13 protein-coding genes are annotated in these 16064 nt (G+C 63.6%); 10 read left to right on the top strand and 3 right to left on the bottom strand.

Annotated features, from left to right (window positions below; all coding sequences use genetic code 11):
- Positions 1-61 precede the first annotated feature (61 nt).
- The 7 genes from groES to L21SP4_RS06880 all read left to right on the top strand — a co-directional run bounded on the left by groES (position 62) and on the right by L21SP4_RS06880 (position 5176).
- Positions 62-349: a co-chaperone GroES gene (groES, locus tag L21SP4_RS06910; protein WP_052881967.1), complete on the top strand. Its 288-nt coding sequence runs from the start codon at positions 62-64 to the stop codon at positions 347-349.
- A 29-nt stretch (positions 350-378) separates the two neighbouring features.
- Positions 379-2028 carry a chaperonin GroEL gene (gene groL, locus L21SP4_RS06905; RefSeq protein ID WP_052881966.1) on the top strand — a complete coding sequence of 550 codons (1650 nt, stop codon included), beginning with the start codon at positions 379-381 and terminating at the stop codon, positions 2026-2028.
- A 91-nt stretch (positions 2029-2119) separates the two neighbouring features.
- On the top strand, positions 2120-2386 hold the full coding sequence (gene rpoZ, locus L21SP4_RS06900) for a DNA-directed RNA polymerase subunit omega (protein ID WP_052881965.1): 267 nt from the start codon (positions 2120-2122) through the stop codon (positions 2384-2386).
- 45 nt (positions 2387-2431) lie between these two features.
- Positions 2432-2920 carry an SsrA-binding protein SmpB gene (smpB, locus tag L21SP4_RS06895; RefSeq protein ID WP_052881964.1) on the top strand — a complete coding sequence of 163 codons (489 nt, stop codon included), beginning with the start codon at positions 2432-2434 and terminating at the stop codon, positions 2918-2920.
- Between the two features lie 10 nt (positions 2921-2930).
- Positions 2931-3665 (top strand): YdcF family protein, encoded by a 735-nt coding sequence (locus L21SP4_RS06890; protein WP_052881963.1) that lies wholly within the window; start codon positions 2931-2933, stop codon positions 3663-3665.
- Positions 3652-4194 (top strand): epoxyqueuosine reductase QueH, encoded by a 543-nt coding sequence (locus L21SP4_RS06885; protein ID WP_074041410.1) that lies wholly within the window; start codon positions 3652-3654, stop codon positions 4192-4194. The genes L21SP4_RS06890 and L21SP4_RS06885 overlap by 14 nt, the downstream gene beginning before the upstream one ends.
- A gap of 37 nt (positions 4195-4231) precedes the next feature.
- A complete protein-coding gene (locus L21SP4_RS06880; protein WP_052881962.1) occupies positions 4232-5176 on the top strand; it encodes a PD-(D/E)XK nuclease family protein in 945 nt (314 codons plus the stop codon).
- Positions 5177-5345: 169 nt separating this feature from the next.
- Here L21SP4_RS06880 and L21SP4_RS06875 read toward each other — a convergent pair whose 3' ends face one another.
- Both L21SP4_RS06875 and L21SP4_RS06870 read right to left on the bottom strand, forming a co-directional pair.
- The gene (locus tag L21SP4_RS06875) at positions 5346-5645 is read right to left on the bottom strand and encodes an RNA recognition motif domain-containing protein (protein WP_052881961.1); all 300 of its coding nucleotides are present in this window, start codon (positions 5643-5645) and stop codon (positions 5346-5348) included.
- A gap of 157 nt (positions 5646-5802) precedes the next feature.
- Positions 5803-6480: a nicotinamidase gene (locus L21SP4_RS06870; protein ID WP_052881960.1), complete on the bottom strand. Its 678-nt coding sequence runs from the start codon at positions 6478-6480 to the stop codon at positions 5803-5805.
- A gap of 565 nt (positions 6481-7045) precedes the next feature.
- On the opposite strand from L21SP4_RS06870, the gene L21SP4_RS06865 reads away from it, so the two are divergent.
- From L21SP4_RS06865 to L21SP4_RS06855, 3 genes are all read left to right on the top strand, one after another.
- Entirely contained in the window at positions 7046-10990 is a 3945-nt protein-coding gene (locus L21SP4_RS06865; protein WP_082116596.1) for a PAS domain S-box protein, read from the top strand.
- Between the two features lie 210 nt (positions 10991-11200).
- Entirely contained in the window at positions 11201-13099 is a 1899-nt protein-coding gene (locus L21SP4_RS06860; protein ID WP_052881958.1) for a DUF4914 family protein, read from the top strand.
- Between the two features lie 73 nt (positions 13100-13172).
- Positions 13173-15590, top strand: a complete 2418-nt coding sequence (locus L21SP4_RS06855) for a heparinase II/III domain-containing protein (protein WP_052881957.1) — start codon at positions 13173-13175, stop codon at positions 15588-15590.
- 14 nt (positions 15591-15604) lie between these two features.
- Here the strand turns inward: L21SP4_RS06855 and L21SP4_RS06850 are convergent, their stop codons facing one another.
- Positions 15605-16024, bottom strand: coding sequence for a hypothetical protein (locus tag L21SP4_RS06850; RefSeq protein WP_052881956.1), 420 nt, complete (start codon positions 16022-16024; stop codon positions 15605-15607).
- Positions 16025-16064: the final 40 nt, after the last annotated feature.

The raw sequence follows: 16064 nt of genomic DNA, 5'->3' as shown, positions 1-16064 counted from the left end.
GGAGTGTACGAGGGGGATCGCCCGCGTTTAAGGCAAGAGAACAAAGAACAAGGAGAGGGCAATGAACATCAAACCGTTGGGTGACCGGGTACTCGTGGAACCGGTCCAGGCGAAAGAAGAGAAAAAGGGCGGTATCATTATTCCGGACACCGCCAAGGAAAAGCCTCAGGAAGGCAAGGTCATCGCCGTCGGCACCGGGAAGATCGACGACGAAGGCAAGAAGGTTCCCTTCAATGTGAAGAAGGGGGACAAAGTCCTGATGCCGAAATACGGCGGGACGGAAGTCAAAGTCGAAGACAAGACCTACCAGATTCTGCGCGAGGACGACATTCTCGCCATCATCGGGTAAGGCAGCGGACGTAACAAAGGAGAGAACTCATGGCTGCGAAACAGATGAAATTCGATGTGCGGGCGCGTGAAGCGATCCTGCGCGGGGTCGAAAAGCTCAGCAGTGCCGTAAAGGTCACGCTGGGACCGCGCGGACGCAATGTCGTGCTCGATAAGAAATACGGCTCGCCCACGGTCACCAAGGACGGGGTGACGGTCGCGAAGGAGATCGAACTCGAGGACGCCTTCGAGAATATGGGCGCCCAGATGGTGCGCGAAGTCGCCAGCAAGACCAGCGACGTCGCCGGTGACGGTACGACGACCGCGACGGTACTCGCCGAGGCGATCTATCGCGAAGGTCTCAAGAACGTCACGGCCGGCGCCAATCCGATGAGCCTCAAGCGCGGCATCGATCAGGCCGTGGAGGCGCTGACCGAACAGCTCGAGAAGCTGAGCAAGAAGGTCCGCGAGCGCGAAGAGATCGCCCAGGTCGGTTCCATTTCGGCCAACGGCGATACGACCATCGGCGATATCATCGCCGACGCGATGGACAAGGTCGGCAAGGACGGCACGATCACCGTCGAGGAAGCCAAGGGCATCGAGACCACCCTGGACGTAGTCGAAGGGATGCAGTTCGACAAGGGCTACCTCTCGCCGTACTTCATCACCGACGGCGGATCGCAGGAAGCCGTGCTTGAAGACGCCTATATCCTGCTCTTCGAGAAGAAGCTCTCGAACCTGCAGGACATGCTGCCCCTGCTGCAGAATGTCTCCAAGACCGGCAAGCCGCTCCTCGTGATCGCCGAAGACGTCGAAGGCGAAGCCCTCGCGACGATGGTGGTCAACAAGCTCCGCGGCACCCTGAACATCTGCGCGGTGAAGGCGCCGGGCTTCGGCGACCGCCGCAAGGCGATGATGCAGGATATCGCGACGCTGACCGGCGGCAAGTTCATCACCGAGGATCTCGGCATCAAGCTCGAGAACGTCACGCTCGACGACCTCGGCAACGCGAAGCGCGTCACGATCGACAAGGAGAACACGACGATCGTGGAGGGCGCCGGAAAGCAGACCGACATCAAGTCGCGCATCGATCAGATTCGCACGCAGATCGAGGAGACCACCTCGGACTACGACCGCGAGAAGCTCCAGGAACGCCTGGCGAAGCTCGCCGGCGGCGTGGCGGTGATCAACGTCGGTGCGGCCACGGAAACCGAGATGAAGGAGCGCAAGGCCCGGGTGGAAGACGCGCTGCACGCGACCCGCGCGGCCGTGGAGGAAGGCATCGTCCCCGGCGGGGGCGTGGCCCTGATCCGCGTCCAGAAGGCGCTCGACAAGCTCGAGGCCGAAGACGACGAGGCCGTCGGGGTCGACATCGTCCGTAAGGCCTGCGAAGCCCCGCTGCGTCAGCTCGTCAATAACGCCGGTATGGAAGGCGCCATTGTCGTGCAGGACGTCAAGAAGGGCAAGCAGACCTACGGCTTCAACGTGGCAACCGGCGAGTACGTCGATATGATCCAGAAGGGCATCATCGACCCGACGAAGGTCTGCCGCACTGCGCTGCAGAATTCTTCGAGTATCGCCGGCCTGCTGCTCACGACCGAGTGCATGGTCGCCGACGTGCCGGAAGACGACAACGAGCCGGCCGAAGGCGGCGGCATGGGCGGCATGGGCGGAATGGGCGGCATGGGCGGAATGATGTAAGTCATTCCTCTCAAGTCGCGTTTGACAACGGAAACGGGGCGCAGTACACTGCGCCCCGTTTCTTTTCAACCACTCTCCGGGAGGTGCTCACTTGAATTCCAGATATCTCGAACAGGCGCGTGAACGGGTCGATAACGAAGAAATCCTTGTCAACCTGGTGGCCCGGCGTGTACGGCAGCTTCACCGTGGAGCGCGCCCGATGGTCAAGCCGGACTCGGCGCTGATGGAGGCGGACGATGTCGCGCTCAAAGAGATCGCGGAAGGTCTGCTCGCCGCCGAGATGACGCTCGCCCCCGAAGGCGAACCGGAACTCGCGGGCGAAGAGGAATCGTCCCACGAGCCGAAAATCACGCTCTGATCCGCGGGCCGGACGATCGTCCGGCCCCTTCCCTCCCGATGCGCCATGAGCAAGGGATCCCGCAAAACAGCGCCGGCCGGCGACGTGCTGGCGAATCATCGGCGCGCCCGGCGCGATTACGAGATCCTCGATCGGTTCGAGGCGGGCCTCGAATTGCGCGGAACGGAGGTCAAGGCCATCCGCGACGGCCGGCTGAGTATCGAAGAGGCCTTTGCGACCGTCGAGGGCGATGAGCTGTTCCTGCGCGACATGCGCGTGGAACCCTATTCCCACGGCAATGTCCATAACCACGAACCGCGCCGTCCGCGCAAGCTCCTCCTCCATCGCGCGGAAATCAATCGGCTGATCGGCCGCATCCGGGAGAAGGGTTTGACCCTCATCCCCCTCAAGGTGTATCTGAAGAGAGGGAAGGTCAAAGTCGAACTCGGTCTCGGCAAGGGCCGCAATGTAGTGGACAAGCGGGAAACCATGAAACGCCGCGATCAGGACCGTGAGATGCGCCGCGCGATGGCGCACCATCTGAAACGCGGGTGAACGGACGGTCATGCGCACATCGTCACCCGGCAAAAAAAGGCGCGCCTTCACGCGTGGTGCTCTGATCGCAGCCGCACTGGCCGCACTGGCCGCGGCCGGGGCCCTTCGCCTGTATCCCTTTCTCGCCTGCGAACGTCCCGCGCAGGACGCCGAAATCCTGGTCATCGAAGGCTGGCTGTCGGATCACGCGCTGGATCGCGCCGTGGACGTCTGGCGTGAAGGCGGATACGATCGGATCGTGACCGCCGGCGGCCCGCACCGCTACGGATCCTCGCTGATGCCCTGGCCCACCTACGCGCAGGCGACCCGCGCGCGGCTGATCGAACGCGGCGTGCCGGCCTCCCGGATCCTGGCGGCCCCCGCGCGGAAAGTCCGCCGCAACCGCACCTACGCGGCGGCATGCCGGGTCGGCGAAACCCTGGCCGGCCTCTGTCCGGCGGGCGCGGCGGTGGATGTCCTTTCCGTGGGCGCCCACGCACGACGCAGCCGGTACCTGTACCGCCTGGCCCTCGCCGACCGGCATCCGGTCGGCGTGCGCAGTATTGTTCCCGAAGCCTATGAGCCCGCCCGCTGGCACACCTGCAGCGAGGGCGTGCGCGAGGTGATCGGGGAAATGCTGGCCTACGGCTATGCACGCCTTTTCTTCCGCCCGCCCGCCGCGTGCAGGGAGGGGCTCGCCGAAGCCCCGGCCGCCGGGACGGATACCGCTCAGACCGGAGGAGGAGTCCCGCATGGAGAGCGCTGACGCCGCCAAACGGAGCCCGATGCTCCTCCACGTCTGCTGCGCGCCGTGCGCCTGCGTCCCGGTGGAACGGCTGCGCGCGGACGGATACGAGCCGGTGTTCTTCTTTGCGAACTCGAACATCTGGCCCCGCCCGGAATACCATCACCGCCGCGATGAGGCCCACCGCCTGGCCGGGATCGTGAGGGCACGCTGGGAGGAAGATGCCTACCACCACCTCTCCTGGCAGAGGGCGGTGGAGGGGCTGGAAGACGAACCCGAAGGGGGAGGCCGCTGCGCCCGCTGTTTCGCGTTCAACCTCGAACGCTGCGCGCGGAAAGCGGAGGAACTCGGCATTTCGTCCTTTACGACCACCCTGACCGTCAGCCCGCATAAGTACGCCCCGCTGATCTTCGATATCGGAAGCCGGTTCGAGGGGTTCGTCCCGTACGATTTCAAGAAGCGGGACGGCTACCGCCTGAGCGTCGAACGCAGCCGCGAACTGGGCCTCTACCGGCAGAACTACTGCGGATGTGAATTCAGCATCCCCTGAAGAGAAGCGATTCGCGGATCACAAGGAAAACCACCCCATGAAGGAATTACGGAACATCTTCTCCTGGTCGTACAGCGCGGCGATGGATTTCGAGGAGTGCCGGAGACGGCACTACTGGAAGAAGTACGGAAAGTGGGGCGGCTGGAACCGCGACGCTGACCCTACGGCCCGGAAGGCCTATCAGCTCGACAAGATGGAGAATTGTTTCACGCTGACCGGTCACGCGGCGGAACAGGCGGTGGAGTGGCTGCTGGCGGAGGCCCAGTCCGGACGGGACCACGGCGCGGAGGAGGCGTGGGAACACATCGCGCGCCCCTTCCTGCGCAGGGCGTGGAAGGAGTCCCGCGACGGCGAGTGGCGTCGTGCTCCCAAAAAGTACTGCTGCCTGCGGGAGCACTATTACGGGACGCTCGAGGACGAGAAGTCGCGCGCCGCGGAAATGAAGGAGCAGATCCTCCGCTGCCTCGCCCATTTCCTGGACCGGACACTCCCGCGGCTGCGCGACATCCGGCCCGAGGACCGGATCGAGGTCGCCGTGCCCGGCGCCGGCGGGGATGCCGAGCACTTTGTCTTCAACGGCATCAAGGTCTACGCCATCCCGGACTACGCGTGGCGCGAGGCAGACCGGATCCATATCATCGACTGGAAGGCGGGTCGCATGAAGGCCGAACACGCCCGCCAGGTGGGGGTGTACGGTCTCTGGGCCCGCGAGAAACACGCCACGCCGCCCGAACAGGTGACCGTCTACGTGGAATACCTGAACGAGGGGCGCGTGGCGGTCGACCAGCTTACGCCGGAGAGGCTCGATGAGGTGGTCGCCTACATGTCGCGCACCGTAGGCGAGATGACCGAGTATCTGGTCGACGCCGATCGCGAACGTAATATCCCGGTCCCCAGAGACGAATGGGAACTCGCCTCCGACCCCCGCATCTGCGGCCGCTGTAACTTCTACGAACTGTGCCGCGAGGAGCTGGAGCGATAAGGGGAGAGATGGGCCGGCGGTCCGGACTTTATGTTCACCCCTTCATGGCCTTCATGGTGAATCCCATTTTCTCTCCCCCTCCGATCTCCCGCATCCCACTAACCGAAAAAGAGGCGCGTCGAAACGCGCCTCTTTCGCTCATTCATGCGATAACTCGCATCTCAAGCTTTTACCACCGGTTGCGCTTTCCGCCGCCGTCCCGGCCTCCGCCACCGCCCCCGCCTCTCGGCTTGGGCTGGGATTCATTGACACGCAGGTTGCGCCCCATGAAATCCTGGTCGTTCGTGGCGCTGATGGCGGCTTCCGCCTCCGCTTTGTCCGGCATCTCTACGAAACCGAATCCCTTGGACTGTCCGGAGAACTTATCGGTAATGACGCGGGCCGAAGTTACGTTCCCGTGCTGCGCGAAGAGTTCCTGGAGCTGCTGATCATCCACCTGGTACGGCAGATTCCCGACGTAGATATCCATAATGATATCTCCTTATCTGTGTCATTATGCCTTTATCCAATACTGCACGATGACACCTGGTGCGGATCGGGATCGATCTGAATTGATCGAGCGGGACGGACTCTGCGGTCCGACGAAGGTAAAGGCAAGCGCTATTCCGTTTTTTTTGAAAACAGATTCAGGACTCGCGCCCGGACGCGTTCAGGAGGTCGTTCATTGTGCAGACGGTCACGCCGTGCTGTTCAAGCTCTCTACGGTTCTCCTCGTCCTTCTCGGGAACGACCGCGCGCGTGAGATCCCAGAGGAACCAGGTGTGGAATCCCGCGGCCACGGCGTCCATCGCGCTCCAGTAGACGCACACATCGCGGGCCAGCCCGCAGAGCACCACGCTGTCCACCCCGCGCTCGCGAAGGTATCCCGCCAGCCCGGTCGGGGGACGATTGCCGTGCCGATCCCAGTTGTTCCGGAAGGTGCTGTAGGAATCCGATTCGGGGTCCATGCCCTTGCGCAGCACGGCGCAGGCGCGGTCCCATGGCAGGTCCGCGCAGAGCTCCGCCCCCCGGGTTCCCTGAACACAGTGGTCCGGCCAGGCGGTGTCCTCATGCCCGTGGATCGAAAGGGTGTCGAACGGCGATACCCCCTCGTGCTGGCTGGCGAACGAGATGTGTCCGGCCGGATGCCAGTCCTGGGTGGCGACCACGAACGGGAAACCCCCGGAGGTCATCAGCCGCGAAACGCCGGGAAGGATCGCATCGCCGTCTCCTACGGCCAGCGCGCCGCCCGGCATGAAGTCGTACTGGATATCGGTCACGATCAGCGCAGAGGAACTGCGGCGCGGCAGGGGAATCTCGGCCATGTTAACCTCCCCGGCTCGCAGGGAAAAAACGGGATCCCGGAGCCTGAATCTTTCAAGCGGTGAATAAATCCTTCGCTCAATGCCCTGGCACATGACGCAAAATGGGTGCAAGAAAAAAACGATGTGTCCCGGTGGACGGTTGAACGGTTGAAGTCGGCGGCGGTACTTTGTCCGCTGAAGTGGCTTGTTCGAACCTTTTTTCTCTCGCCAAACCGCCAGGGTCGCCGGGGATTTTCTTCCGAACGTTCGTAGTCGCGCCGCAAGGCCCGAAGGGTCAAGGCGCGTGAGATCGTTCGTAGTAGCGCCGCACGCCTGCCCCCCCGGCAGGCCAGGCGCGTGAAGATCACGGCCCTTGTCCGCTGCGCGGACCTGCGGGCCTACTACGAACGTAAGAGAGAACGCACGATTTGTTTGCCCGTGCTCTTCTCATTCATCTTTGCGATCCCGGCGCCTTTGCGAGAGTCATTGTTTGTGTTTTCGAACAGTAAGATTGATGTTCGACTTTTTCCCGCTATAATCCTCTCAAGTTCAGACTGATGCAATACAGGCTGTGGGGAGGCTGTCGATGGAGTTGTTTGCAATGCGCGGCAGGAGGTCTCCCGACCCGTATCGTGTGCTGATCTCGATTCTTCTGGGATGCGCCGGATTCGCGGTGAATTTTCTGGATATCGAGATCGTTCATTTTCCGGAGCTGAAACTGAGCATCCTCGCGGGATTGATCTTCCCGCTTCTGGTCGCCCTGGCCTGGGGGTGGAAATACGGGCTTCTCTCCGCGCTGGCGGGGGGCGGCCAGTCGATGTGGTGGCTGTGGCGTGCGGACGGATACGGGCTTTTCTACTCGGTGCCGGTCTTCACGCTCTGGATCGTGTGGCACGGATACTGGGCCGAAGTCCGGCAACGCATGGAAGAGCCCCGGTGGTACCGTTCTTCCTTTGCGGTTGAACTCCCATTCAGGCTCGTGGTCGAGCTGGGGTTCTTCACGGTGTTTCGCGGCCTGATCGCCCTGAATCCCCCGTTCTGGGACCCGTCCATTACGACGCGTACGGTATCCATGGCCTGGCTGCAGGCCATGGCGGTCAAGCATGTGATCTCGGCGTACGTTTTTCTCATGGCCGGCCATGCGCTCCTGAGCCTGACACCCGTCCGGCGTTTCTTCCGCCTTCCGCAGGAACAGAGCGGACGTCTCAAGAATGCGATCTACAGCGCCGCCGTACTGCTCGGCCTTCTTCTCTGGTGGCTGGACAGTGTGTTCACCCATCTCTGGGTCGATCCGGGCGGCCGCACCTTCTGGCAGATTCTCGCCTTCGACGTCACCCCGGACCGGCTGCTGACGCGCAATCTCTACCTCGTCGTGGCGGTTGCGGGCGGCATCGGTGTGGCCCGGCTCATCGACAGGCGACTGGATCTCGAAGCGGTTCAGGACCGGCTAAACCGCGTGCTCAAAACGGTACGAAACGTAAACCAGCTCATCACGCGGGAGTCCGACGCTTCGAGGCTGCTCGACAGGAGTTGCCGCACGATGGTGGAAATCAACGGCTATGCGCACGCTTGGATTGCGCGCACCGACCCGGAGGGCGGGATCGTCTCCCTCCACGGCGCCGGCGTCGGGGAGTCCTTCGAGACCATGCGGACACGGATCGAAGAGGGGTTCAGGCCGCCCTGCGTGGAGCGGGTGCTCGGCACCGATGCGGTTCGGGTTGTGAAAGATCCGGCCGGGGTCTGCGGGGAGTGTCCCTTGGTCCCGGCGTGTGAGGACCGGATCGGTATGACCGCGCGCCTCCAACACGGAGGGCGCATCTACGGCTGGGTTTCCGTGTCGGTGCCGGAGGGCCGGACGGATCTCAACCAGGAACGAGAGCTGCTCCAGGAACTGGCGGGCGACCTCGCCCTCGCTCTGGATCACAGCGAACAGGAAGCGGCGCGCGTTCAATCGGAACAGGCGCTGCAGCGGGAACGGGATCGGGTCAAGCGCATCACGGAATCGACGCCGGTCGGCATTATCCTGCTGGGCTCCGGGGGATTGATCAATCGCGTCAATCCCGCCGCCGAAGAAATCCTGGGTTGGTCCGCCGAAGAGGCGCTCGGCCGGTCCTTCGACGACCCCTGCCACCCCTGCTGGGGGGTCGATGACGATCCGTCCACGCGACCGGCGGAGCCCCTGCCGTTCGAGCAGGTCCGCCGCACAGGCCGTCCGGTGTACCAGGTCCGGCGCGGTTTGACCCGCCCGGATGGGGCGCGGCGGGTGGTGTCGGTGAGCGCGAGACCCCTCTTTGACGCGCAGGGGGACTTTGACGGCGTCGTGGCGGTGATCGAGGACGTCACCGACCGTGAGAAGGTGGAGTCGGATCTCGAATGCATCGAGTGGCTCCTGGAGCAGGAATCCCTCGCCAACGATCCGGTCGCGCCCTACACGCCGTATTACGGGGATGTCACGGAGCTGAATACCGACCGGACCATTCTGGAGGCCGTGCCGGGCGAGACGATGGAGATGCTCGCGGAGGATATCATGGTGCTGGTGGACAGTTCGGTGGCCGTCTACGAGCGCAGCGGCGATTATGCCTACGGGATCTTTGCTTCCGGGTGGTGCCAGCTGCTCGACGCCGCCTCGCGGCGGCTCTGCGGCACGGACGACAACCGGGAGGCCCTCGACGGCGGCCGCTGGCTGTGCCATGAGTGCTGCTGGAACCGTTCGGCGCGCCCGGCCATGGAAACGGGCGCCCCCACCGATATCGAATGCGTGGGCGGGATCCGGCTCTACGCCGTGCCGATCCGCGCCAACGGCGAGATCATCGGCGTGATCAATCTCGGGTACGGCGACCCGCCCCGCGATCCGGACCGGCTGCGCGAGCTGGCGGAACGTTTCCGGGTCTCGTACGACCGGCTCGAAGAAGCGGCACGGGCCTACAAACCCCGCCCCGCCTTCATCGTGGAAGTCGCCAAGCGGCGCCTCCAGAGTGCCGCCCACCGCATCGGCAGCATAGTCGAACGCAATCGGGCCGAAGCGGCGCTGGCGAGATCGGAACAGAGGCTGAATTCGATTCTGAACGCCCAGACCAACGCGGTCATCATGCTGAACACGGACCTGACCATAGCCTGGACCAATCGGGCGGCGTGTGAATCCGTCGGGGAGGACCCAGACGGGCTGAAGGGGCAGTACTGTTTCGCCCGGTGGGGTGAGAACAGCGGCCCCTGTCCCGGGTGTCCTGCGCTGGAGGCGATGCACCTGCGCCGGACCCGGCACGCACACCGCGTCACGCCCGACGGGTGCGAGTGGGAGGTGGTCGCGACCCCGGTGTTCGACCGGGCAGGGGAGGTGAGCGGCATGGTCGCCGTAGGTGAGGATGTGACGGAGAAACGGGAGCTTGAAGAACAATACCGACAGGCCCAGAAGATGGAGGCGATCGGCCGCATCGCCTCGGGCGTCGCGCACGACTTCAACAACATCCTTCAGTCCATCACCGGCTATACCGAACTGGCCCGCTCCCAGGCAGCGGACCGGGATCCGGACCTGAAGGCCTACCTCGAAGAGGTGATGCACGCGACGGCGCGGGCGCAATCGCTGACGCAGCAGCTGCTGATCTATACGCGCAAGCAGCAGATGCGGCCGGTCACGCTGGACCTGAACGAGAAGATCGAGGCCATGGACTCCGTGGCCCACCTTACGCTGGGCGAGCACGTAGCCTACGTGTTCCATCCGCAAACCCCGCTCGATTCCGTGCGGATCGATCCGAATCAGCTCGAACAGCTGTTCATGAATCTGCTGGTGAATGCACGCGACGCCATGGACGGGGGCGGGCGGGTCACGGTCGAGACGCATGCGGTGACGCTGGATGAGGAGTTTGCGGACCGGTACGCGATGCCGCGGCCGGGACGCTATGTTCAGCTCGTGGTCGCCGACACCGGATGCGGTATGGACGCCGAGACCCGAAAGCGGATTTTCGATCCTTTCTTTACCACGAAAGACGTGGGCAAGGGGACCGGGTTGGGGCTCTCCACGGTCCAGGGCATCGTGCGTCAGCACGACGGGCGGATCCTCGTCTACAGCGAACCCGGAAGGGGCACGGCCTTCAAAATGTATTTTCCCGCCGTCACCAGGCCGCGTCACGAGGTTGAAACGGCGGAGGAGACAGACGCGGCGGGCGGTGATGAGACGCTGTTTCTGTGCGAAGACGACGAAGACGTCCGGAAGTGGGCGTCGTCGGTTCTCCGTCGGGCCGGCTACACGGTGCACGTCAGCCGCGACGGGAGCGAGGGCCTTGAAAAGGTCGGGGAACTCGCGGACGTCATCGATCTCGCCGTGCTCGACGTCATCATGCCCGGTGGGGATGGCCCCCAGGTGGCCGGGCGGCTGGCGGCGAAAAAGGGGAGCCCCCTTCCGGTGGTTTTCATAAGCGGCTACAGCGACGCTCACATGCCTGAGGCGGAAGAGGTCGACTATCGGTTCACCCTGCTGCAGAAACCCTGCTCCGCGACCGCCCTGCTGGACGCCATCCGCGCCATGCTGGACTGAGCCCGTCTCTTTGATGCGTGTCCGCGGTTGAATCCCCTGCGCATCGGTTTGACACCTCTCCGCGGGCCCTGTAGCCTTCCGGCTCGATTTTGAAGGGGGGCCTCCGGACGGGACGGCGATCCGGGCCGGGAGAAGGGGCGGTGACGTGATGTCGGTGTGTTCATAGGCGGCCTGACTCCACGAGAGGCCGATCAGCAAAGGAGTGTTCTCATGCGTGAAGTGTATCATCCCCTCAAGTTCAAACTGCCCCCGAAGGTCAACGAGATCCTGGAAGCCTGCCCCGGATTTGTGGTCGCCGGCAGCGTTCAGGACCTGGTGGAGCTGGCCACGCGGGATGCCGTCCACGGCTGGCAGGAGGTTTCGTACGACGTGCCCGGGCGCGGACCGGTCACCGAGGCCCGCGTCTGCCGCACCCGCAACGGGGTCGCCGCCAACTACCTCGAACCCTACATGCGGCGCCGCGACCCCGAGTGCATGGTGATCGCCGACGACCGGCCGACCAACAAGCAGCATTTCAGGGAGCGGTTCGGGGAGGACTTCGACCCGCTGCGCGAGGAGACCTTCGAATGGCTCAAGACGCAGGAGCTGGCCCTGTACCCCTTTATCGCCGGGCAGCGGGGGAGCGGACTCGACACGCTCGTCATTGCACCGGCCAATGCCGGTTTCTTCGCCCTGGGGCTGGCGCTGCTCCAGGGGATCATCAGCCCGGAGAACCTGACCGACGACTTCAATCCGGCCGCGGTCATCTATGTGGCCCCGCCGTTCCGCCATACCCGCTTCGACGGCAGACAGGTCGTCGTCCATAACCGCCAGCCGGACATGTACGAGCTGTTCAGCTATAATCTCTACCCCGGGCCGAGCGCCAAAAAGGGCGTTTACGGTATGCTGATCTCGCTGGGCGAGGAGAAGGAATGGGTGACGATGCACTGTTCGACGGTGCAGGTGATCACCCCCTACGACAACAAGATCACGATTTCGCACGAGGGGGCCAGCGGCGGCGGCAAGTCGGAGATGCTCGAGCTGATGCATCGCGAGGACGACGGACGGCTGTTGCTGGGGGAGAATCTCGAGGACGGCGAGCGCCGCTACCTGGTGCTGCCGCGGGCCTGCGAACTGCGCCCGGTCACGGACGACATGGCGCTGTGTCCGCCCTCGCTCCAGTCGGGCGACGGGCGGCTTACGGTGACCGACGCGGAGGACGCCTGGTTCGTCCGCGTCAATCACATCGAACACTACGGCACCGATCCGCATCTCGAGGAGATGACCATCCATCCCAAGGGGCCGCAGCTGTTTCTCAACATCCGCGCCGTGCCCGACAGCACCGCCCTGATCTGGGACCACGTCGAGGATGAACCGGGCGTGCCGTGCCCGAATCCCCGCGTGGTGATTCCGCGCGAGTCGGTGCCCGGCGTACTCACGGGCTCCGCACGGGTGGACATCCGCAGCTTCGGCGTGCGCACGCCTCCCTGCACCAGCGCGGACCCCACCTACGGTATCCTCGGCATGCTGCACGTGCTGCCGCCGGCGCTGGCCTGGCTGTGGCGGCTGGTCGCCCCGCGCGGGCACGCCAACCCCAGCATTACGGATACCAAAGGGCTCACCTCAGAGGGAGTCGGGTCGTACTGGCCGTTCGCCACCGGCCTGCGGGTGGACCAGGCCAACCTGCTCCTCAAGCAGATGGTCGATTCGCCCCGCACGCGCTATGTCCTGATTCCGAACCAGCACGTGGGCGCGTGGAAGGTCGGCTTCATGCCGCAGTGGGTCGCGCGCGAATACCTCGCCCGGCGCGGGGGGTTCCACTTCTATCCCGGCCAGTTGAAAGAGGCCCGCTGCCCGCTGCTGGGATACAGCCTGCGCAACCTGATGGTCGAAGGCCAGACCATCGGCTCGTGGTTCCTGCACGTGGAGAAACAGCGCGAAGTGGGCGAGGCGGCCTACGACGCCGGCGCGACACAGCTGCGGGAGTTTTTCCACGAACATCTCGGACAATTTCTGGTCGACGGGCTGGATCCGCAGGGACGCCGCATTATCGAGGCCTGCATGGACGGCGCCCACGTCGACGACTATATCGAGATGATCGAGTCCGATCCGATCATCGTCGATGAGTGACGGGCGGCGCGACTGTATGCGCGCATAGATCGATCCGGGACAGGCGCACGATCGGGGAAAAGAAGGGGTGTTGATGCGGATCTCAGTTCGCGATTGCAGGGTCTGCCCGCTGCAGCGTATTCCGGCGGCGGCCCTGGCGGGGATGCTTCTCGTCGCATCCTCCCCGGCGATGCCCGATCGGGCGCGGGTAGAGGAAATCGCGCGGATGCTTCCGGAAAGGCCCGTCGGCGTGGGGCCGTCGATCTCCGACCGTCGTGCCTGGAACGGGCTTGCACGTCAAAAGGCGTTTGCCGCGACGGTCGACAGGGCAAAGGCCATGGCTTCCAGGCCCATTCCCGAACTCACGGACGAACTCTACCTCGAGTTCTCAGAGACCGGCAGCCGGGCCGAGTGGGAAGTCGTCGCCAACCGGCGCCGCAGCCGGCTGCGCACCCTCGTGCTGGCGGAGTGCATCAGGGATGACGGGCTGTTCCTCGAACCGCTCGAGGATCTCATCCGCTCAATCTGTGCCACAAAAACATGGGTGATGCCCGCGCATGACCGGTCGTTGAAGAACTTCGAGGGCGAGTCGGTAACGATAGACCTGCGCTCCTCGTCGATCGCCTGGGATCTCGCCATGACGGATTATCTGTTGAACCGTAACCTTGCAACGGACGTGCGTGAGCTGATTGGCGAAGAAGTGCGCCGCCGGGTGCTGGACCCCTTCGCCCGTTCGCTCGGGGACGCGGGTAAACACGGCAACTGGTGGATCGACGGAGCCAACAACTGGAATGCTGTCTGTCACGCCGGAGTGGTCGGCGCGGCACTGGCACTGGAACCGGATCGCGGACGCAGGGCCGCGTATATCGCCGCCGCCGAGGAAAACCTTCGTCACTTTCTGGGCGGGTTCGGCGAGGACGGCTACTGCTCGGAGGGGCTCGGATACTGGAACTACGGGTTCGGTCATTTCATCCTCCTCACGGAATCGGTGCGTCAGGTCACGGAGTCCGGGGTTGATTTTTTCGCTATGCACGGCGTGCGCGAGGCGGCGGCATTCCCCTTGGGACTGGAGATCAGCGGCGGAGTTTATCCCGCCTTTGCCGACTGCGGTGTGGCGGCGAAGCCCGCGGCGCACTATGTCCGTTATATCAGGTCGAGGATGCAGTGGTTTGAAGCGGACACGGCCGAAGAAACGGATGAACAGGATGGAGACGAAGGAAGAGGGTCCGGCACGGCGGTGCTGGGGCCGCTGGCGGAAACCCTGATGTTTGCGTTTCCCGAAAAATGGAGCGAAGCTCCGGTTGCCGGAGCGGACGGGCAGGTCCAGCTCGATCCCCTGCGGACGTGGTTCGAGGCCTCGGGCGTGCTGATCAGCCGTGTAGCGGACACACCCTTCGGAGTCGCCGTCAAGGGCGGTCACAACGCCGAACATCACAACCACAACGACGTCGGTTCATATATCGTGGTCGTGGAGGACCGCCCTGTGCTGCTCGATCCGGGGCCGGAGGTCTACACCGCACGCACCTTCAGTCAACAGCGATACGTGAGTGCTGTACTCAACTCCTTCGGCCACCCGGTGCCGGTGGTTGCGGGGCAGCTGCAGCGCCGGGGACGCAAGGCCGCAGGACGTGTGGTCCGGAGCGATTTCACAGATGAACGGGATACGCTCATCGTGGATATGACCGCGGCCTACGCGGCGGAATCGCTCGAAACGCTCGAGCGCACGTTCATACTGGATCGTACCGGGAAGGGTGCCTTCACGGTGAGCGATCATGTCGAGTTCGCGGTGCCCGACCATTTCGAAACCGCCGTGATCTTTCAGGGACGGAAAATCGATCAGGCGGCGGGAGATTTCGTGTTGGTCCACGAGGATTCGCTGCTCCGCGTCCGGATCGATGCGGGCGGACTTCCTTTCACAACCCGGAAACAACGGATCGAGGAGGACCATAAAGTTCCCGGCCCCCTGAGACGACTGGGGATCAGACTTGAGGAGCCGGTTGAAGAAGCGGTGGTCACCGTGCGCATCCAGCCCGCAGAGCTGACCGATTTTGTGGAAAGCAACGGATTGCTGCCCAACGGGAATTTTGAACTGAGGGCGGTCGGGTGGAGTATTCTGGACGAGGGTATGGGGACAATCGTGAAAAAGGATGCAGGCGAGGGGACCTGGTCGCTGCGTGTCCGCGACCGGCGCGAGAATGACGGGTCAAGCATCTATTCGCCGCTTTTTCCCGTGCGCCCCAAACAGGATTACGAACTCCGCGGCATCGCCAGGCACCTGGAGGGAGAAGGGCTGGGTGTTTACGTTCGTTATTACGACGCGGACGGAGAAATGATGTCCGACCTCAGGAAAGAGGGAGCCCTCGGGGCGCTCTCGCCCTCGGACGAATGGGAACCTTTCTCCTTTTCTTTCGAGGGCGAAGGGGACGCCGCGTATGCGCGAATCTGGATTCACAGTTACAACAGCGCGGAAGTCGACGTCCTGATCGACGATCTGGCGGTGGAAGAGGACTGAGCCCGTCTGTTGCTCTATTCCCCGTTCCCGTCCCCGGCGCGCTGTCTGCGGGCCAGCTCGAAAACCCGCACGATTACAAACGCGATCAACGCGAAGACAAAGAAGACCAGCAGCATCCACGCGATACCCTGCAGCGTCTGGATAATCGTGCGGTAAATCTCCAGCACCCAGCGCGAAGACGTCAACTCCACGATCTTGGCATCTTTGTATTGCGGCGCCGTGACATACTGCTCGATTTTGCGGAGGTTGACGCCGCTGGAAATCCCCGTCACGTAAATGGCGAACCGGAGGTACTTTGCCCACGCGCGGCTGATGGTGTCCGCGATGATGCGATGAAGGATCGACTCGATCGGCGTGCGGAACATCCTGACCACCACAAAACAGACCGCGAACGAGATCAGGAACGTGATGCCGAGAAGTGGAATAAAGGGCATGGGAACCTCCGTGTTTATTGTGGCGCTGCCAAAGCCGCGT

Origin of the sequence: Kiritimatiella glycovorans (genome assembly GCF_001017655.1) — a bacterium.
GTDB lineage: Bacteria > Verrucomicrobiota > Kiritimatiellia > Kiritimatiellales > Kiritimatiellaceae > Kiritimatiella > Kiritimatiella glycovorans.
Note: the sequence above shows the minus strand (reverse complement) of the source record. Positions and strands in the feature narration are given on the sequence as shown.